The sequence below is a fragment of the Microvirga puerhi genome, assembly GCF_020089865.1.
GTDB lineage: Bacteria > Pseudomonadota > Alphaproteobacteria > Rhizobiales > Beijerinckiaceae > Microvirga > Microvirga puerhi.
In genome coordinates this window covers 71,038-89,914 of sequence record NZ_JAIRBM010000014.1, presented here as the reverse complement: position 1 = coordinate 89,914, position 18,877 = coordinate 71,038, and the positions used below count along the sequence as shown (strand labels likewise).

At 59.8% G+C, this 18,877-nt stretch carries 16 protein-coding genes and 1 pseudogene; 13 read left to right on the top strand and 4 right to left on the bottom strand.

Annotated elements, in window-relative coordinates; all coding sequences use genetic code 11:
- Nucleotides 1-45 precede the first annotated feature (45 nt).
- Nucleotides 46-2,499: a GcvT family protein gene (locus K9B37_RS17405; RefSeq protein ID WP_224314801.1), complete on the top strand. Its 2,454-nt coding sequence runs from the start codon at nt 46-48 to the stop codon at nt 2,497-2,499.
- A 51-nt stretch (nt 2,500-2,550) separates the two neighbouring features.
- On the opposite strand, the gene K9B37_RS17400 is transcribed toward K9B37_RS17405, so the two are convergent.
- Nucleotides 2,551-3,441, bottom strand: coding sequence for a LysR substrate-binding domain-containing protein (locus tag K9B37_RS17400; protein ID WP_224314800.1), 891 nt, complete (start codon nt 3,439-3,441; stop codon nt 2,551-2,553).
- A gap of 106 nt (nt 3,442-3,547) precedes the next feature.
- Between K9B37_RS17400 and K9B37_RS17395 the strand changes: the two genes are divergently transcribed.
- From K9B37_RS17395 to phnY, 3 genes are read left to right on the top strand one after another with little or no spacing between them, the layout of a single operon-like run.
- Nucleotides 3,548-4,702, top strand: coding sequence for a 2-aminoethylphosphonate--pyruvate transaminase (locus K9B37_RS17395; RefSeq protein WP_224314799.1), 1,155 nt, complete (start codon nt 3,548-3,550; stop codon nt 4,700-4,702).
- 11 nt (nt 4,703-4,713) lie between these two features.
- Entirely contained in the window at nt 4,714-5,970 is a 1,257-nt protein-coding gene (phnA, locus tag K9B37_RS17390) for a phosphonoacetate hydrolase (protein ID WP_224314798.1), read from the top strand.
- A gap of 5 nt (nt 5,971-5,975) precedes the next feature.
- A complete protein-coding gene (gene phnY / locus K9B37_RS17385; RefSeq protein WP_224314797.1) occupies nt 5,976-7,424 on the top strand; it encodes a phosphonoacetaldehyde dehydrogenase in 1,449 nt (482 codons plus the stop codon).
- 49 nt (nt 7,425-7,473) lie between these two features.
- On the opposite strand, the gene K9B37_RS17380 is transcribed toward phnY, so the two are convergent.
- Nucleotides 7,474-7,980, bottom strand: a complete 507-nt coding sequence (locus tag K9B37_RS17380) for an RNA pyrophosphohydrolase (protein ID WP_224314796.1) — start codon at nt 7,978-7,980, stop codon at nt 7,474-7,476.
- Nucleotides 7,981-8,167: 187 nt separating this feature from the next.
- Between K9B37_RS17380 and K9B37_RS17375 the strand changes: the two genes are divergently transcribed.
- The 5 genes from K9B37_RS17375 (at nt 8,168) to K9B37_RS17355 (ending at nt 13,645) form a co-directional block, all read left to right on the top strand.
- Entirely contained in the window at nt 8,168-9,007 is an 840-nt protein-coding gene (locus K9B37_RS17375) for an EamA family transporter (RefSeq protein ID WP_224314795.1), read from the top strand.
- A gap of 184 nt (nt 9,008-9,191) precedes the next feature.
- Nucleotides 9,192-10,220, top strand: a complete 1,029-nt coding sequence (locus K9B37_RS17370; RefSeq protein ID WP_224314794.1) for a putative 2-aminoethylphosphonate ABC transporter substrate-binding protein — start codon at nt 9,192-9,194, stop codon at nt 10,218-10,220.
- Nucleotides 10,221-10,264: 44 nt separating this feature from the next.
- Nucleotides 10,265-11,416 carry a putative 2-aminoethylphosphonate ABC transporter ATP-binding protein gene (locus K9B37_RS17365; protein ID WP_224314793.1) on the top strand — a complete coding sequence of 384 codons (1,152 nt, stop codon included), beginning with the start codon at nt 10,265-10,267 and terminating at the stop codon, nt 11,414-11,416.
- Nucleotides 11,413-13,125: a putative 2-aminoethylphosphonate ABC transporter permease subunit gene (locus K9B37_RS17360; RefSeq protein WP_224314792.1), complete on the top strand. Its 1,713-nt coding sequence runs from the start codon at nt 11,413-11,415 to the stop codon at nt 13,123-13,125. Before K9B37_RS17365 ends, K9B37_RS17360 begins: the two co-directional genes overlap by 4 nt.
- 265 nt (nt 13,126-13,390) lie before the next feature.
- The gene (locus K9B37_RS17355; RefSeq protein ID WP_224314791.1) at nt 13,391-13,645 is read left to right on the top strand and encodes a hypothetical protein; all 255 of its coding nucleotides are present in this window, start codon (nt 13,391-13,393) and stop codon (nt 13,643-13,645) included.
- A gap of 75 nt (nt 13,646-13,720) precedes the next feature.
- Here the strand turns inward: K9B37_RS17355 and K9B37_RS17350 are convergent.
- Nucleotides 13,721-13,834, bottom strand: a pseudogene (locus tag K9B37_RS17350) (IS5/IS1182 family transposase); the annotation flags it as partial.
- Between the two features lie 50 nt (nt 13,835-13,884).
- Here K9B37_RS17350 and K9B37_RS17345 point away from each other — a divergent pair.
- The 4 genes from K9B37_RS17345 (at nt 13,885) to K9B37_RS17330 (ending at nt 17,796) form a co-directional block, all read left to right on the top strand.
- A complete protein-coding gene (locus tag K9B37_RS17345) occupies nt 13,885-14,592 on the top strand; it encodes an IS6 family transposase (protein ID WP_224314790.1) in 708 nt (235 codons plus the stop codon).
- 215 nt (nt 14,593-14,807) lie between these two features.
- The gene (locus tag K9B37_RS17340; protein WP_224314789.1) at nt 14,808-15,605 is read left to right on the top strand and encodes an HpcH/HpaI aldolase family protein; all 798 of its coding nucleotides are present in this window, start codon (nt 14,808-14,810) and stop codon (nt 15,603-15,605) included.
- Nucleotides 15,606-15,614: 9 nt separating this feature from the next.
- Entirely contained in the window at nt 15,615-16,595 is a 981-nt protein-coding gene (locus K9B37_RS17335) for an ABC transporter substrate-binding protein (protein ID WP_224314788.1), read from the top strand.
- Between the two features lie 25 nt (nt 16,596-16,620).
- Nucleotides 16,621-17,796: a M20 aminoacylase family protein gene (locus K9B37_RS17330; RefSeq protein ID WP_224314787.1), complete on the top strand. Its 1,176-nt coding sequence runs from the start codon at nt 16,621-16,623 to the stop codon at nt 17,794-17,796.
- On the opposite strand, the gene K9B37_RS17325 is transcribed toward K9B37_RS17330, so the two are convergent.
- A complete protein-coding gene (locus K9B37_RS17325) occupies nt 17,793-18,722 on the bottom strand; it encodes a LysR family transcriptional regulator (protein ID WP_224314786.1) in 930 nt (309 codons plus the stop codon). The genes K9B37_RS17330 and K9B37_RS17325 overlap by 4 nt on opposite strands.
- Nucleotides 18,723-18,877: the final 155 nt, after the last annotated feature.

The following is an 18,877-nucleotide window of genomic DNA, read 5'->3' as shown; positions in this document are numbered from 1 at the left end:
TTTGCATGCGTCAGCTTGGGAAAGGTCTCAAGGGAACGCGCCGCCATGACCTCCTCCTGTCCCAGTCATGCCCGTGTCGTCATCATAGGTGGTGGCGTTATCGGAACATCCGTTGCATATCATTTGGCCAAGCTTGGCTGGCGAGACGTCGTGCTGGTGGAGCAAGGGAGATTGTCGTGCGGCACGACGTGGCATGCGGCAGGGCTGGTCGGGCAACTGCGGTCGCATAGCAACATCACACGGCTGATCCAGTATTCGACTGAGCTTTATGCTCAGCTGGAACATGAAACAGGTCTCGCCACGGGCTGGAAACAGACAGGCTCGCTCAGCGTCGCTCGCACCGAGGAGCGAATGACCCAGCTGCGCCGCACCGCATCCTCAGCCAGAGCCCAGGGCGTTGCCATCGAGCTGTTGTCGGCCGCGGAAGCGGGTGCGCTCTATCCGCTGATGCGGACGGATGATCTCAAGGGTGCAGCCTGGCTGCCCGGCGACGGCAAGGCCAACCCCGCCGATCTGACACAGGCGCTGGCACGCGGTGCACGCGACGGCGGTGTTCGCATCCTGGAGAAAACCCGCGTCACGGCAATCGATGTCGAGAACGGAGCCGTGACTGCGGTCAGGACGGACAATGGAACGATCAGATGCGAGATTCTCGCCATCTGCGCAGGCCAGTGGTCGCGTGATGTGGGTGGGATGTGCGGTGTGACCATTCCGCTCCATTCCGCCGAGCATATGTACATCGTAACCGGCGCCATCCCGGGCGTGACACCCGATCTGCCAGTGCTGCGCGACCCCGACGGATATATCTATTTCAAGGAGGAGGTTGGGGGCCTCGTCATGGGCGGTTTCGAGCCCCATGCCAAACCCTGGGGCATGAATGGAATTCCGTATCCCTTCGAGTTCCAACTGCTTCCGGATGACTGGGACCAGTTCGAAATCCTCATGCAGAACGCGCTGGTCCGGGTTCCGGCTCTCGAGACAGCGCCGATCAAGACCTTCCTCAACGGGCCGGAGAGCTTTACGCCGGATAACAATTTCATTCTGGGCGAGGCACCGGAGGTGCGCGGCGTTTTCGTCGCAGCGGGCTTCAATTCCATGGGCGTTGCCTCCGGCGGCGGTGCGGGAAGAGCGCTGGCGGAATGGATCGTCGAAGGCGAGCCCACCCTTGATCTCTGGCCTGTCGATATCCGCCGCTTCGCACGCTTCCACAACAACAAGACGTGGCTGAAGGAACGCGTCAAGGAGGTGCTCGGGCTGCACTATGCCATGCCATGGCCTAATAGGGAGTTGGAGAGCGCACGTCCGTTCCGCCGGTCGCCGCTCTATGATCGCCTTGCTGCGTCGGGTGCGGTCTTCGGTTCCAAAATGGGCTGGGAGCGAGCCAATTTCTTCGCTGCCCCGGACCAGTTCCGCGCCATCGACTATTCCTTCGGTCGCCAGAACTGGTTCGAGAGCGTCGGCCAGGAACACCGCACCGCCCGCGAGGCCGTGGCGCTGTTCGACATGACATCGTTCGCGAAATTCCAGGTGCAGGGTCCGGGAGCGGAAGAGGCTCTTCAGTATCTCTGCGCCAATGACGTCGCCGTTCCGGTGGGCCAGACGGTCTATACGCCTCTTCTCAATAGTCGTGGCGGCTTTGAAAGTGACGTCACGGTGGCGCGTCTCGCCCAGGACAGGTTCCTCCTGGTGACGGGAACCGCTCAGGCGACGCGGGATGCGCATTGGATCATGCGGCACAGCCCGACGGCGTCCTGCGTGGCCGTCACCGATGTTACATCCGCCTTCGCGGTTCTGGGTCTGGTGGGACCGCATTCGCGCAAGTTGCTGTCGCGTGTGACGGATGCCCCTTTCGACAATGCGGCCTTCCCCTTTGGCGCCATCCGGGAAATCGGCATCGGCCATGCAACGGTTCTCGCCTCGCGACGATCCTATGCGGGTGAACTGGGCTGGGAGCTGTGTATCCCAACCGAATTCGCCGTTCTGGTCTATGACATTCTCGTCGGTGCCGGAACCGATCTCGGGTTGGTTCCTGCGGGCTACTATGCCATCGACTCGCTGCGCATCGAGAAGGGCTACCGGGCATGGGGGCGGGAATTGTCGCCGGATGTGACAGCCTGGCAGGCCGGTCTCGGCTTTGCCGTCGCCCCCGATAAGGGTCGGGACTTCCTCGGCCGCGCGGCACTCCTGGCTGCTCGCCAGCGGCCTTTGATGAAACGGCTCGTTTCCTTCCTGGCCGAGAACCCGGACACTCCCATTGCCTGGGGCGGCGAACTGATCCGCGCGAACGGGGCAGCTGTGGGTGACGTCACGTCCGCGGCCTACGGATACACCCTTGGTGGAATCGTCGGCCTCGGCTGGCTCAATGGCCGTGAGGAGGCAGTCGACGCGGAATGGATTGCGAAGCGGCGCTTTACTGTGGACATCGCGGGCGTGGAAGTCCCCATCCGCTGCCAGCTCCGGCCATTCTATGACCCCGCGAGCGCACGGATGCGTGCTTGAGGCATCCCGAGGATGCGCCGCCGGCGCAAATGCCGAAGGCCGCTTTTCGCGTCATGCGAAGGATCTGGCCGTCAGGGGAGTGGCGAGCTTTTCGGCGATGTCGAGGAAACGAAAGACGAGCGGCACGCGGCGGCGCTCCTCGAGGCAGACCACATATTCCTCGACGGAGAGCGGGACGTTGTCGACTTTCAGAGTATGAAGCTCACCCTGATTGCGCACCTCGCTCTCGAACACGATACCGATCCCAAACCCCGCCAGAACCGCCTCCTGTACCGCCTCACGGGTCTGCACCTCGATCACCGATCCGGGCCGAATCCCCTTTTCCGATAGCGCCGCTTCGAAAACCTCACGGGTGATGGAGCCGCGTTCGCGAATGACGAGGGCGCGCCCATTGATCTCCTCCAGCAGAACCTGATTTCTGTGACCCCAATCATGGGTCTTCGGCACGAAGAGGACGAGCTTGTCCACGCGCAGCGGCAGACTGTGTATGCGTGGATCGGAGGTGCTCTTCGCCATGACCCCCACATCGGCCTTGTAGTCCAGGATCTGCTGCAACACATCGGCCGAATTGCCGACGGTGAGCGAGAAGGTGAGCCCCGGGTGGTCGGCCTTCAGCTGGACGAGGAGAGGCATGACGTGGTTTGCGCTGTCCGCAGCCACGCGCAGGTGGCCGTGAGTCAGGTTGCGCGCCCGGCCGAGCAGGGCAGCCGCCTCATCCTCGGCAGCGAAGAGGCGGGTGGTGATGCTGAGGAGATTCTGGCCTATCGGGGTCAGGGTGACCCCCCGGTATCGGCGGTCGAAGAGATTGACGGAATACGCCGCCTCGAGCGCCCGGACGTGGGCCGAGAGGGTGGACTGGCTGACGCCCGAAGCGATGGCGGCCCGGGTGAAGCTGCCTTCCTGCCCAACTTGGTGGAAGGCCCGTAGCAGGGTCAGGTTCATTCACGGCCTTATATAGATAAAATCTATACCATGCATTCATAACAAGTATTTGACCTATGGCAAGCTCCGCCGCACGCTCCGACCATTGGATGCAGGAGATGCCGCAATGTCGTCTTTCTCGCCTCGCCGGGCGCAGTCCGAAACCGGCGACCCCCTTCTTCTCACCCCTGGGCCTTTGACCACCTCCAAGACCGTGAAGCAGGCGATGGTCCACGACTGGGGTTCGCGCGATGCGGCATTCCTCAAGATCAACAAGGATGTGCTGACCCGCCTGCCTGAGATCATTCACGGCGAAGGAAGCTATGTCACGGTGCCGATGCAGGGATCCGGCACCTTCGCTGTTGAGGCAATGCTCACCAGCCTCGTTCCGGCTGACGGCAAAGTGCTCGTGCTCATCAATGGCGCCTATGGTCATCGCGCCAAGCGGATCCTCGACATCGCCCATCGCGAGACAGCGATCTACGAAACGCCGGAGGATACTCCTCCCGATCCGGATCGTGTGAACGCGATCCTGAAAGGTGACCCGGCCATTACGCACGTTTTCGTCGTGCATTGCGAAACCACGAGCGGCGTCCGAAATCCTGTCGAGGCGGTCGCCGATGTCGTGGCTCAGAATGGGAGGCGGCTCCTGATCGATGCCATGAGTGCCTTCGGCGCTCTGCCGCTGGACTCGCGGACGACAAGCTTCGACGCCGTCGCCGCTTCGTCCAACAAATGCATCGAGGGCGTGCCAGGCCTTGGATTCGTTCTCGTGAAGCGCGAGGTCATCGCAGGTGCGAAGGGCAATGCGACCTCCCTCGTCCTGGATCTGCACGACCAATGGCAAGGTTTCGAGAAAACAGGCCAGTTCCGCTTTACGCCCCCCATTCATGTCATCGTCGCCTTCCATCAGGCCCTGGAAGAGTTCTGGGCGGAAGGCGGTGTTGCGGGACGAGGCGGACGCTATGCGGAGAACTGCCGCATCCTCGTCGAGGGCATGCAAGACCTTGGTTTCAGCACATTGCTCCCCCCTGATCTGCAGGCGCCGATCATCGTGACCTTCCACATGCCGAAGGATCTCGCTTTCGACTTCCAGCGCTTTTACGATGGGCTGAGCGAGCGCGGCTTCCTCATCTATCCTGGGAAGCTGACGGTGGCGGATTCCTTCCGTATTGGCTGCATCGGCCGGCTCTATCCTAAGGACATGCATGCCGCTCTTGCGGCCGTGCGCGAAGTCCTGGTCGATCTCGGGGTTTCGACGCCCCTGCGCAGCGCGGCGTAAGGAGAGACACCATGAACGCGCACAACCGAACGAACCAGGTTATTGCGAACGGGCGCAATTATCGCATTCCGACGACGCCGACGGTAGCGGTCTGCATCGACGGCTCGGAACCGGGCTACATCGAGGCTGCCATTGCGGCCGGCCTCGCTCCGAACATCGATCGCATGATGAAGACGGGATCCAATCTGCTCGCCAAGAGCGTGATCCCGAGCTTCACCAACCCGAACAACATCTCCATCATTACCGGGCGTCCGCCCTCGGTCCACGGCATCGCGGGCAATTATTTCTACGACGTTCAGGCCCGGGAAGAGGTCATGATGAACGACGTGCGGTTCATGCGCGCGGATACCATCATGAAGGCGTTCCAGGATGCCGGCGCCAAAGTTGCCGTGGTGACTGCCAAGGACAAGCTGCGGACACTCCTCGGGAAGGGCCTCGATCCGTCTACGGGGCGCGCGATCGCCTTCTCGTCCGAGAAGGCCGATAGGGCCACGAAGGAGGAGAACGGTATTGCAGACGTGCTGAACTTCGTGGGAATGCCGCTGCCGGACGTCTACTCCGCCGACCTCTCCGAGTTCGTCTTCGCTGCGGGCGTGAAGCTTCTCAAGACGTTCCGCCCGGACGTCATGTACCTTTCGACCACCGATTACATCCAGCACAAGGCTGCTCCGGGATCCGAAACCGCGAACTCCTTTTACGCGATGATCGATCGCTATGTCGGTAAATTGGAAGCGCTGGGTTGCGTCATCGCTCTCACCGCCGATCATGGAATGAATGACAAGCATCTCCCGAATGGGGAGCCGGATGTCATCTATCTGCAGGATTGGTGCGACCGCGTTGCGATGGTCGACGGCGCGAGGATCATCCTACCGATCACGGACCCGTATGTCGCACATCACGGCGCTCTTGGCTCCTTCGCGACCATCTATCTCCCGGAACCCGCTGACCGGGCTGGAATAATGAAGAACCTAGCGGCGGTCGAGGGCATCGAACTCGTCCTGAGCAAGGAGGAGGCATGTGAGCGCTTCGATCTGCCGCCTGATCGGATAGGCGACATCGTTGCCATAACGACGCGCCACAAGGTCATTGGAACAAGCCGTGCGCGGCATGATCTTTCTGGCCTCACCGAGCCCTTGCGCTCGCACGGAGGCCTCACGGAACAGGTGGTTCCGATGATCGTCAACAGGAAAGTCTCTTTGCCCGAAGGGCGGACTTTACGCAATTTCGACGTGTTCGACGTTGCACTCAATCTGGCCTCGCAGGAGTAACGCCTATGAACGCAGCGGCCAAACTCCCTTTTCTGAAAGAGACCATGCGCATTGCCGGGAAGGAGGTAACGAGTGACGACGTCGTCGAGGTTCGCAACCCCTACAATAACGAACTTGTCGGCACCGTTCCTTCTGCCCGTCCAGAGCATGTTCGCGAAGCCTTCGCAAAGGCCCGCTCCTTCAAATCGAAGCTGACGCGCTATGAGCGTCAGCAGATTCTGATGCGCACGGCCGAAACTCTCCGTGATCGCAAGGAGGAGTTTGCACGGCTCATTTCGGCGGAATCGGGATTATGCTGGAAGGATGCGCTCTACGAGGCAAGCAGGGCGTACGATGTATGGTCGTTCGCCGCGCAGCTGATCGTTCGCGATGATGGCGAGACCTTCTCATGTGACATCAGCCCGAACGGAAAGAAGCGCAAGATCTTCACACAGCGCATGCCGCTTATGGGCGTCATTTCAGCCATCACGCCATTTAATCATCCGCTGAACATGGTGTCGCACAAACTCGCCCCGGCGATTGCAACGAACAACCGGCTTGTTCTGAAGCCTACGGAGCTTACTCCTCTGACTGCGCTCAAGCTGGCGGATGTACTCTACGAGGCTGGATTGCCTCCGGAGATGCTCTCGGTCGTTACTGGCAACCCAGGCACGATGGGTGATGCCATGATCACTGATCCGGATGCAGACCTCATCACCTTCACGGGATCGGTCCGCGTCGGCAAGCATATTGCGGCCACGGCTGGATATAAACGGACCGTCCTCGAACTCGGCGGAAATGATCCGCTCATCGTCATGGAGGATGCGGATCTGGACAAGGCCGCCGATCTCGCCGTCCAGGGAGCAACCAAGAACTCGGGGCAGCGCTGCACGGCCGTCAAGCGAATCCTCGTGGTGAGCAGCGTCGCGGATGAATTCTCGGCTCTCGTGCTCGAGAAGGCGAAGAAGCTCAAATGCGGCGATCCCATGGACCCTGATGTCGATATAGGGACCGTGATCCACGAGGGGGCGGCGAAGACCTTTGAGCAGCGTGTGAACGAGGCCGTCGCTGCCGGCGCCAGACTCCTTCATGGCAATGATCGCAAGGGCGCACTCTATCCTCCGACCGTCGTCGATCATATTCCCTACGATACGGAATTGGTCCGAGAGGAAACATTCGGGCCGGTCATCCCGATCATCAGGGTGCCCGACGATATCAATGAGGTCATCCGGATCTCGAATTCAACGGCCTATGGCCTGTCATCGGGCGTCTGCACCAACCGGTTCGACTACATTACGCGCTTCATCAACGAGCTCGATGTCGGGACCGTCAATATCTGGGAGGTTCCGGGTTACCGGATCGAGATGTCGCCGTTCGGCGGGATTAAGGACTCGGGCAATGGTTACAAGGAGGGCGTTTGGGAAGCGATGAAGAGTTTCACGAATGTCCGCACCTTCTCGATGCCTTGGGGGTGAGCCAATGGCGAGGCAGGTTGTGGCTTCCTGTCTCCTTCCCCGGCGGATCTCAGACCGCCGGCTGCGCAAAACATGCAAAGGCGTCGTTGACGGCGCTGTAAATCGCACGCTTGAATGGAACGACAAGGTCGACCGTCTCGCTCAGCGGCGCCCAGCGCCAGATATCGAATTCGGCCGCCTCGCCGTTCTGCCCAACGGTCACATCGATTTCGCTTTCATCTCCGAGAAAACGCATCGCATACCAGATCTGACGCTGCCCGCTGAATGCCGCGAGCTTGTGAGGCGGTCCGGAATAGGACGGGAAATCATAAGTCATCGCCGGATACATGCAGGCCAGGACACTTACGCTGCGTACGCTCGTTTCCTCCCACAATTCTCGCAGAGCTGCGGCCTGGGTTTCCTCGTGCGGATCGACACCGCCTTGCGGCATTTGCCATTCGTGTCCGGGCGTAATGATCTCGGGCCCATCGTCTCGCAGGCGGCGCGCAATCAGCACGAGGCCTTTTTGATTGAACAGAGCTATGCCGACATTGTGCCGATTGGGAAGGGCGGACATGAAGAAAGCCTACCTATTGCCTCTTGCGCGTACGGGGCAGGTCACACTAAGCTCTACCATATCGCGGGGCTCCCTTGCATGCCACTCCGCAGAAGATTGACGATGGGCTGCTTCTCTCTCCCGAGGGGAGGGCGAGTTGGGGCGCCTTCCGCCCAGGGAGCCATATTCTCCGACGAGTTTCTATACGATGGACCCGCTGGTCTTTGCTGCCGTTCTCGCCGCAGCGGCTATGCATGCCGGATGGAACGCCTCCCTGAAACTGAAGCTCGATCCGCTCCTGGCGATGACACGCATCACGACGATGGCAGGTGTTATCGCGATCCCGGCGCTCGCGTGGTTCGGGATGCCACGACTGGAATCCTGGCCATGGCTCGCAGGCTCGATCGTCCTGCATCTCGGCTATTACGTGGCCTTGACCGAAGCCTACCGCCACGCCGACATGAGCCAGGTCTATCCGATCGCTCGAGGCGGCGCGCCGCTCATGACGACGGCCGGCTCGCTTCTGCTGCTCAGCGAGCCAATTACTCCAAGAGGCATGGCGGGCATAGCTCTGCTCGCAAGTGGCGTCGTGCTGATGTCCTTTGCCGGTCGCGAAAGGAATTTGGACCTGAGAGCCGTGGTTTTGGCACTGGTCACGGCAGTCATCATCTGTGGCTATACGCTTGTGGATGGGATCGGCGCCCGCGTGGCGGGCGATCCGCACGCCTATGCCGCCGCGCTCTTCGTCGTCGATGGCTTTCCCCTCCTGGTTTATGTGCTGTGGTGTCATGGCAGCCGGCAGGTCGGCTGGACTTTCGCGAAACCCCTGACGGCCTTCATCGGCGGCGGCATGTCCCTGGCCTCGTACTGGATCGCGATCTGGGCGATGACGGTCGCTCCCATCGCGCTGGTCGCTGCATTGAGGGAGTCGAGCGTCCTTTTTGCGGCACTCATCGCCTTCACCATCCTGAAGGAACCGCTGCATTCGCGCCGCGTCTTCGCCGCGGCCTTCATTTGCATCGGTCTCGCATTGATCCGCATTCAGTGATCTGGCGGTCGGCTGTCGCACAGTCGTCATTGCGGGCTCCTAGTAAGCCCCAATCCCTGCAGGGAATATACCCGATTCGTGCAATTCTCGTCATGAAACCACAAAAATGGGCACATAATAATCTTGTGCCAGTATTCGACGGGGGATTTACTAATCACGCCTAAACAATAAAGAGGGACAGGCAATGAAGAAGTGGATTGCATTTGGCCTTAGCGCCGCTTTGACTTTCAGTTTCGCAGCGGCAGCGTCAGCTCAGCAGAAGACCAAGCTGACGGTTTATACGGCCCTTGAGAACGATCAGCTCGCGCCATTCAAGCAGGCAATTGAAAAGGGCGTGCCGGACGTGGAAATCTCATGGGTGCGTGACTCCACCGGCGTTATCACTGCGCGGTTCCTCGCCGAGAAAGACAATCCGCGGGCGGACATGGTCATGGGCCTTGCCGCCTCGAGCCTCCTCATGTTCGAGACGGCGGGGCTTCTGGAGGAGTATAAGCCGAAGGGCGCAGACGAGTTGAAGGAGATCTTCCGGGATCAGAAGGCTCCGTATACCTATACCGGCATGGACGCCTATCTAGGGGTCGTCTGCTACAATACCGCCGAGGGAGCGAAGATCGACACCAAGACTCCGACCTCGTGGCAAGATCTCCTCAAGCCCGCGTTCAAGGGCAAAATCGTGATGCCGCACCCGGCTTCCTCGGGCACGGGCTATCTCATGGTCGCAGGCTGGCTTCAGGGCATGGGAGAAGAGGCCGGCTGGAAATTCATGGACGGCCTGCATGAGAATATTGCCGCCTATCTCCATTCGGGCTCCGCGCCCTGCGTGCAGGCGGCAAAAGGTGAGCGCGTCGTCGGTCTTGCACTCGACATGCGCGGCGCATCCGAGAAGACCAAGGGCGCGCCTCTCGATGTCGTCATTCCCAAGGAGGGCACCGGCTGGGAGATGGAGGCAACCGCCATCGTCAGGGGCACGAAGAACCTTGAGGCTGCGAAGAAAGTCGCAGACTGGGGCGCGACTAAGGCCGCAAGCGAACTCTACTCCAAATCCTATGCGATCGTCGCCTACCCGGGCGTTAGCAACATTCCGCCGAACTACCCGGCCAATGCCGAGCAGGGAATGATCAAGAACGACCTGAGCTGGATGGCGGCAAACCGTGATCGCATTCTGGCCGAGTGGTCGAAGCGCTATGAGTCGAAGGCGGCGCCAAAGAACTGATGGCTTCGTCAATCCATGCCGGCTCAGATAGGGGACCAGGCCTGATGAACAGCGTCAGCATTCCATTACCACAAGGGGTCCCGCTCGATGGGCCGGCACACCACGAGGATGCTTATCTACGCATCGTCGATCTCACGAAACGGTTCGGCGCCTTCACGGCGCTGGACCGGATCAACCTAGAGATTCACAGGGGTGAGTTCGTCTGCTTCCTCGGCCCCTCCGGCTGCGGCAAGACCACCCTCCTGCGTGCCGTCGCAGGGCTCGACCAGCAGGATGACGGAACGATCTTCCTCGATGGGCGGGACGTTTCGCGTGCGGAACCATCCCAACGCGATTTCGGGATCGTATTTCAGTCTTACGCGCTTTTTCCCAATCTCACCGTCGCCCGCAACGTAGGCTACGGCCTCGTCAACCGCAAATGGCCGCGCGCCAAAGTGGCGGACCGCGTCCGCGAGCTTCTCTCCCTGGTGGGCCTGCCCGACCAGGGAGAGAAATATCCCCTTCAACTGTCCGGCGGCCAGCAGCAGCGCGTGGCCCTCGCCCGGGCACTTGCCACATCGCCGGGGCTTCTGCTTTTGGATGAACCGCTCTCGGCGCTCGACGCAAAGGTTCGTGTCCGGCTGCGCAGTGAAATCCGCGCGCTTCAAAAGCGTCTCGGGGTTACGACGATCATGGTGACGCATGATCAGGAGGAAGCCCTGGCCATGGCGGATCGGATCGTGGTCATGAACAGTGGGCGGATTGAGCAGGTTGGCTCGCCCGAAACGATCTATCGAACGCCCGAGACAGCATTCGTATCGGATTTCGTCGGCCACATGACCTTCCTTGACGCGAAGGTCGTGTCGCCGGGCAAGGTCGATGTCGGAGGCCTCGTCTTCGCGGTAGCTGACCCGCGTGGCTTCCTGCCCGGCACACGGGTGAAGCTCGCCATGCGGCCGGAGGATGTGAAGACTCGCAATATCGACGCCGGAACGCCGAATGCCTTCGAGGCGCGTATCGAAAGTCTTGCTTTCCTCGGCGCCTTCTGTCGCGCGACGCTGGTCCCGCTCGCTTCGCCGAAAACGTGCATCGCGGCGGATTTTTCCACGAACGCCATGCGCGATCTGCGCATCGCCATTGGCCAAACACGCTGCGTCGCCTTCCCTCCCGAAGCATTCCGCCTGTTTCCCCGTGAAGCGGGGGAGGGGCGCATATGAGTACCGGTCTTGTCTTCCCCGCATCGGGTGCTGCATCGCGCATGACTATCAATGAGCGGCAGATCGCCGGGCTCTTCATCGCAGCGCTCTGTCTCGTCCTCGTTCTTATTATTGCACTGCCGCTTTGGTCGCTGCTTTCGAAGAGCTTCGAAAGTGCCGACGGAACTTTCGTTGGGCTCAACAACTACCTTACTTATTTTACGACGCCGACGCTTTTCGTGTCGCTCCAGAATTCCTTGATTGTCGCTGCCATATCTACGGCAATCGTCATTCCACTTGCTTTTGCCTATGCCTATGCGCTGACCCGCACATGCATGCCGGCAAAGGGGCTGTTCTACGCGTTTGCCCTGCTTCCGATCTTCGCACCGTCGCTGCTGGCGGCGATTTCCCTCGTCTATATCTTCGGCAATCAGGGTTTTCTCGGGTTTCTGCTCTTGGGAAATAGCGTTTATGGTCCCATCGGCATCGTCATGGGCGAGGTTCTATCTACCTTTCCACATGCGCTGCTGATCCTCGTCACTGCGCTGTCGCTTGCTGACGGGCGCCTCTACGAGGCTGCCGCAGCGCTCGGCACGTCGAAGGCGCGTGTGTTCTGGACAATTACCCTTCCCGGCGCGCGGTTCGGCGTGATCAACGCGACCTTCGTGGTGTTCACCCTGGTCATCACCGATTTCGGCGTGCCGAAGGTGATCGGGGGACAATACGAAGTGCTGGCGACGGATGCCTATAAACAAGTCGTTGGCCAACAGAACTTCTCCATGGGCGCCGTCGTAGGAATGATACTGCTCGTGCCGGCGGTTATTGCCTTCATCGTCGACAAGATTGCAAAGCGTCACCAGGTGGCACTCCTCTCGGCCCGCGCCGTTCCGTTCGAGCCACCGGCAAACCGCAGAGTTGCACTTACCTATCTCCTATTCTGCTTGGTGGCCGGCGGCATCATCGTCGGAACATATGGGGTCGCCGTTTGGGCCTCCTTAATTCAGTACTGGCCCTACAACCTGTCGCTTACATTGAACAACTATGACTTTGCCAATGTCGAGCCGGGAGGCTGGCAACCCTATTTCAACTCGCTGACCATGGCGGCCCTGGTCTCCATCATTGGATCGGCCGTGGTCTTTTGCGGAGCATATCTGATCGAGAAGACCAATGCCTTCCCACGAGGCCGCGCCATTGCGCAGCTCCTCGCCATGCTGCCGATGGCGGTTCCAGGCCTCGTACTGGGACTTGGATACGTCTTCTTCTTCAACGCCTCATGGAACCCGTTGTCCTTCCTCTATGGAACGCTCGCCCTTCTCGTCATCAATACGCTCGCACACTTCTACACCGTCTCTCACTTGACCGCTCTTACGGCACTGAAGCAGATCGACGGCGAGTTCGAAGCGGTTTCCGCATCGCTGAAGGTGCCGTTCTGGCGCACCTTCGGCGCCGTTACAGTGCCGATTTGCGCGCCGACTATCCTGGATATCGCGGTCTACATGTTCGTCAACGCCCTGACGACTGTTTCGGCTGTCATTTTTCTCTATGGTACCGAAAGCAAGCTGGCCTCTATCGCGATCGTTCATATGGATGAGGCAGGCGCCAGCGCTTCTGCTGCCGCGATGGCTACGGTGATCATGACTACTGCAATTGGAGTCAAGTTGACACATCTGGTCCTCGCGCACACGATCTTTGATCGACTGCAACGGTGGCGGTGCAGGACAGCAACGTGAGGGGTTCGTCAGAACCCAGCTGTAACGATTGAGAGGATTTTGTTGCAAACTCACCCGCTTCTGAAGGAAGACAGTCTGAATGCAAGCAACGATCGAACAAGATTTGGCGCTGCTGTTTTGAAGTCAGAATGCGCCAATCAGTATGCAGAAGCGTGGCAGGTGCTGGTTTCGCTCTAGTCCGATTTCATGATGCTTCTGTCAGCATTATACGATGCCTGATTGAGCGCCTGTCCAGATCGTTCAACAGTTCAAAGGAGGTTGAAGGATGCCCGCCCAAGCTTTTCCCTTTGTTGAAGAAGCCGCCCTAGGTGTATCGATAAACGGCGAGGATGGTGAGTTTTCACTCCGAATGGATTTCGCGCAGATTGAAAGCATCAAGATGGCCTATGGAGCTGACGTGTTTGTTGCGCTCGCAATCCGATACATAGAGGACGCCTGCCGACACTACGATCTTGCTGACGACGAAGAGCTTTGGATCGCAACTGTGATGAATCATCTGGTACCGGCACCGTCAGCTTAATCCGAAGGTGACGGCTCCGGTACCGGGCTTTGGTGCGCAGTTCAAACGTGGGCCGCGAATCCCTGGCACAGAGGTTCAGACTACGCGTCGGGATACCGGCATGCCGAGGCTGGTCATCATGTTGATAACTTTGCAGCCGACCGCCACCTCCGTCTTTTGTGTTGGCAGGGGCCGGGCGTAGAGGCGGCGGCACCGTCACGTTAACGAAGGAGAGACGGGATGCTGGCATAGGCGAGGGCATGAAAACGAACTATCATCCTCGCCATGCCCGCCATCGCTTCCCCGCTGGAGTGATCAGCTGCGCGATCTGGCTGTACTTCCGATTTCCCCTCAGCCTCCGGATGGTCGAGGAGATGCTCGCCGCCAGAGGCATCGAGGTCAGCCATGAGACGGTCCGTCGCTGGGCGCTGAAGTTCGGGCCCGCATACGCTCGCCACCTCAAGCGCAAGCCGCCAAGCCGCCGCGACATCTGGCATCTCGACGAAGTCGCGGTCGCGATCGTCGGCAAGAAGCATTGGTTGTGGCGGGCCGTCCATCAGGATGGCTATGTGCTCGACGAGATCGTGCAGAGCCGCCGCGACACCACGGCAGCCAAGCGCTTGCTGAAGCGTCTGTTGAGGAAGCAGGGCTGCCCGCCCAAGCGGATGATTACCGATAAGCTCGGCTCTTATGCTGCCGCCCGACGTCAGATCATGCCAGACGTCGAACACCGCTCGCACAAAGGGCTCAACAATCGGGCGGAGAATTCGCATCTGCCGTTTCGCCGACGTGAACGGGCGAGGCAGGGCTTTCGATCTGCCAGAGGGCTGCAGAGGTTCGTCAACGTGTTCTCGGCCGTCCGCAACCTTTTCGTTCCACCCCGCTCCCGCCGCTCTGCCGCTGCCACCCATCTGCACTGCCTCAACGCGATGGCGGAATGGAACGTCGCGGCGAGTGTCGCCGCTTGAAGCTGTCATGCAGCCGAATTTGCCTCAATGTGCCCGACCGACTCTGGCTAACGTGACAACACCATGTGACAAGCCCTCTTTGGCGCGTCATAGCCAGCACTTATGTCATTCCAAGATTATTTCGATATCCTTTGGGCCTTCGCCACTTATCCTTCGCTGACCCTGATTGAAGACACAGGCCTCTCGGCCTACGAGCCCAGGCGAAAGGCAAAAAAATGTACAGACCCAACACGTTGAAACAGCGCATCGCGCGAGGCGAAAGCGTCTATGGAAGCTGGAGCGTACTTGGCAGTCCCTTCGCAACACAGGTGATATGCGAGGCCGGCTTCGATTTCGTTATCATTGACCATGAGCATGGCGTCGGCGACCACATGTCATTGGGGCTTCAGCTTCTGGCGCTGGAAGGATCTCCAACCGTATCGTTGGTCCGCGTGCCGCGAATGGATGGCAACTACATGCGGCGGGTCCTGGATCTCGGTGCGGCTGGCCTAGTTGTACCGTCGGTGGAGAACGCTGAGGAGGCACGCCAGATCGTCGACTGGTGTCGCTATCCTCCAAATGGCAATCGCGGCGCGGCGCCGGGCACGATCCGCGCCTCGGGCTTCGGCGTAAAGGCGAAGGAATACGCCACCACCGCTAATGACAGCGTTTTGTTGATCGTGCAGATAGAAACAGTCGAGGGTGTGCGCAACGCTGCGGAGATTGCCGCGGTTCCCGGTATCGATATGATCTTCATTGGCCCTTACGACCTGTCGGCCTCGGCGGGAGTGATGGGGCAAATGACACATCCCGTGGTGATCGAGATGATCGAGAATGTCGAGCAGACCGCTAAGGCGGCCGGCAAGCCGCTGGGCTCGGTTCTCTGGCCCGGTATGTCGCTCAAGGATATGTATGGGCGCGGCTTCTCGCTCATCGCTAGCGGCTCGGACGCCAGTCGCCTCCATGACGCCTGCGTTGCCGATATCCGGCGCTTCCGGGAGGCAGTCGAGCCGCGTTCGGACGCGACAGAGTGAGATAGGTCTATGTCAAATGTCCCCGTCAATATGGTCCTGCGGCCGTATGACCAGTACTGCCCGCTAATCCTCGGCAACGTCGAGACATCGGGTATCGACCTGCGGATTGATTTTCGAGCAGCGATCGGCAACGAGTTCCCCGAGACGCTCGATGTCGGCGAGGTCTCGTTCAACCGTTACGTGATGGCCTATGCGGAAGGTGATCATCGCCTCGTTGGTATTCCAGCTTTCATATTACGCGGTTTCCGTCATCGCAACTACATCGTCCGGCGCGACTCGGACCTGAAGAGCTTATCCCAGCTGCGCGGCAAGCGCGTCGGCTGCAATTCCTGGAGCGACAGCGGTACGCTGTGGGCTCGGCATGCCCTTCGGGACGCTGGCGTCGAGGTCACGGATGTGCAGTGGGTCATCGGACACCTGGACGAGAAAACGAAGCTCAAGCCCCGGACACCGCAGGACGTTCAGCCGCCCCAGGGAACCGAGTTCCTCGCCGAGGACAAAAATCTGATGGCGGAAATGATGGCTGGCCGGATCGATGCCATCACCACCGCCTTTATGCCTGACATGGTGTTCACGCCGGATGGCGCCGCGCGGCGTCTGGTGACGGATTTCCGTTCGGTAGAGGCCGAATTCCATAAGCGTACCGGGATCTATCCTGCCTTTCACATCATGGCGTTTCGGCGTGCTTTCGTGGAGCGCCATCCGGCAGCGGTCATCGCCGTCTACAACGCACTGCATGCGTCCTACAGTCAATGGTGGCTCAAGGCCAAGATGTTCGGAGAGGCGTCGCCTTGGGCAGCAGCCGAGATCGAGACGATGATCGCCGAATTTCCGTATGATCACCCGCCCTTCGGCATTGAACATGAGTCAACCCGTCGGATGCTAACCGCCATGTGCCAGGAGCAGTTCGCGCAGGGGCTAGTAAAGTCCCCGGCCAATCCGAATTCGCTGTTCGCCGAGTTCGAGACAATGCTCAAGGCAGCCGCCTGACCGGACTTATCGCAAGGATTGAACGATGCCCGTGATCAATCGCGTTACCGAGCTTGCCCCGGAGATCGTCGCGTGGCGGCAACATCTCCATCGCAATCCCGAGCTTCTGTTTGACCTGGATCTGACCTCGGCCTTCGTGGCTGAGAAATTGCGGACCTTCGGTTGCGACACTATCAAGACGGGCGTTGGTCGATGCGGTGTGGTTGCAGTCATCCAGGGACGTAGCGATCATTCGGGGCGCAGGATCGGCTTGCGCGCTGATATGGATGCTCTGCCGATTGAGGAGATCAGCGGTTCCGAATACCGGTCGCAGACGCCCGGCAAGATGCATGCCTGCGGCCACGACGGCCACACGGCTCTCCTGTTGGGGGCAGCGAAGTATCTGGCTGAGACGCGCAACTTCGATGGAGAGGCGGTCCTGATTTTCCAGCCGGCAGAGGAGGGCGCTCAAGGTGCGCGCTTGATGCTCGATGAGGGCTTGATCGAGTGTTTCGGCATCCAGGAAATCTACGGCATGCATAACCTGCCCGGTCTGGGTGTTGGCCACATCGCCGTTCGAGCTGGGCCAGTTATGGCCGCCGCCGACACTTTTCGCATCACTTTGACTGGCAAGGGAGCTCATGCGGCCATGCCGCATACGGGTCGCGACCCGATCCTCACGGCCTGCCATCTGGTGACGGCCCTGCAATCGATCGTTTCGCGGGATGTTGACTCCATGGAGCGCGCCGTTGTCTCGGTCGGGCGCATCAGCGCAGGTGACGCCTTCAACGTCATCCCGCAGACCGCGGAAATACTCGGCACCGTGCGAACCTTCTCTCCGGCAGTTCAGGACCTGATCGAGGCACGACTCAGGGAGATTGCCGATCACACGGCAGCTACTTTCCGTGCCACTGCGGAAATCTCCTATACACGGGATGTTCCAGGGGTGATCAATCATGCCGAGCAGGCAGCGTTCGCGGAGTGCGTTGCTCGAGATGTCTTCGGCGACGCGCATGTTCTCACTGACATGCCCGCCATGATGGGAGCAGAGGATTTCTCACAGATGCTGTACGCCCGGCCTGGAGCGTTTCTGTTCCTCGGCAACGGCGCCAGCGCCGCACTGCACCACCCGGCCTACGACTTCAACGATGAGGCGATTCCCCATGGCGTTTCCTTTTGGGCACGCCTCATCGAAACTGCGATGCCGGTCGGAAACGTCTAGACCGGCGTTGAAACTACCTCCGCGCAGATCTTCTTGAAGTTCCGAATGAATTCCTTCGTCAGGTCCGAACTCTTGCGGTGTGGATAGATCAGCTCGACGGGGACGTCGATGCGCGGCTCAAAGGGGCGGAAGGACAGCCGATCCTTCGGATGGAATCGGAGCGAGAACTCATCCACCAGCCCTATCCCGATGCCGTTCTCGACGTTGGGATAAACAGAGTTCACATTCTCGACGGTCAGCACTGGCTCGGGACGTTCGTTTCCCATGACTTTTTCATAGATCAGATAGAGCCATTGATGGCCGGGTGGATAGGAGACCTGCGGCCACTCGTTCAGCTCTGCATTGGTGATAACTTCTCGCGACTCAAGCGGATGTCCCTTGGGCAAAATGCAATAGATGCGCCCGATACATACCTGCTCGACCTCGAGACCTTCGGCCTGCGCCTCGCCGGTCCCGAAGGAAATGCCGAGGTCAACGCCGTCTGACGACACCGCCTGATATACCGCCTTTCGGGGTCGGACTAGGACATGCATACGTGCATCCTTATGGTTCGCCATGAAGCTCTTCAGCACATGGGAGACCAATCCACTACCGAGGGGCTGAATGGTGGCAATACTCATCCGCTGGGAAACGTCGCGCTGAAGGTAAGCAATGGTGTCGGCAATGGCCTGAAAATGTCGGAAATTACGTTGTAGGGCCTCATAAAGGACGCGCCCCTCGTTGCTAGGGATCAGGCGCCCACGCTCCTTCAAAAAGAGAGCGAACCCGAGTTGATCCTCGATACGACGTATCATCGTGCTGACGGTGGGCTGCGATATCTGCAAGCTTTCGGCCGCGGCGGTAACGCTGCCGGTGGAAACGACAGCATAGAAGACCTCCAGTTGTCGCAGACTGATGGAGCGCAACGGTGCAACCATGTTCATCATAAGCCATCACCTTCGTCGATGCAGCGTCGAGCCAAGGTGGCAGCGCCGAGCAGTGCGACAAATAACATGCAGCCCGGCAGCGACGCCACCGGGCTGTTCCAATCTAACAATCGTCAATACACCCAGCTGCCCGCCGTCCTCTCTCGGACAGGCGT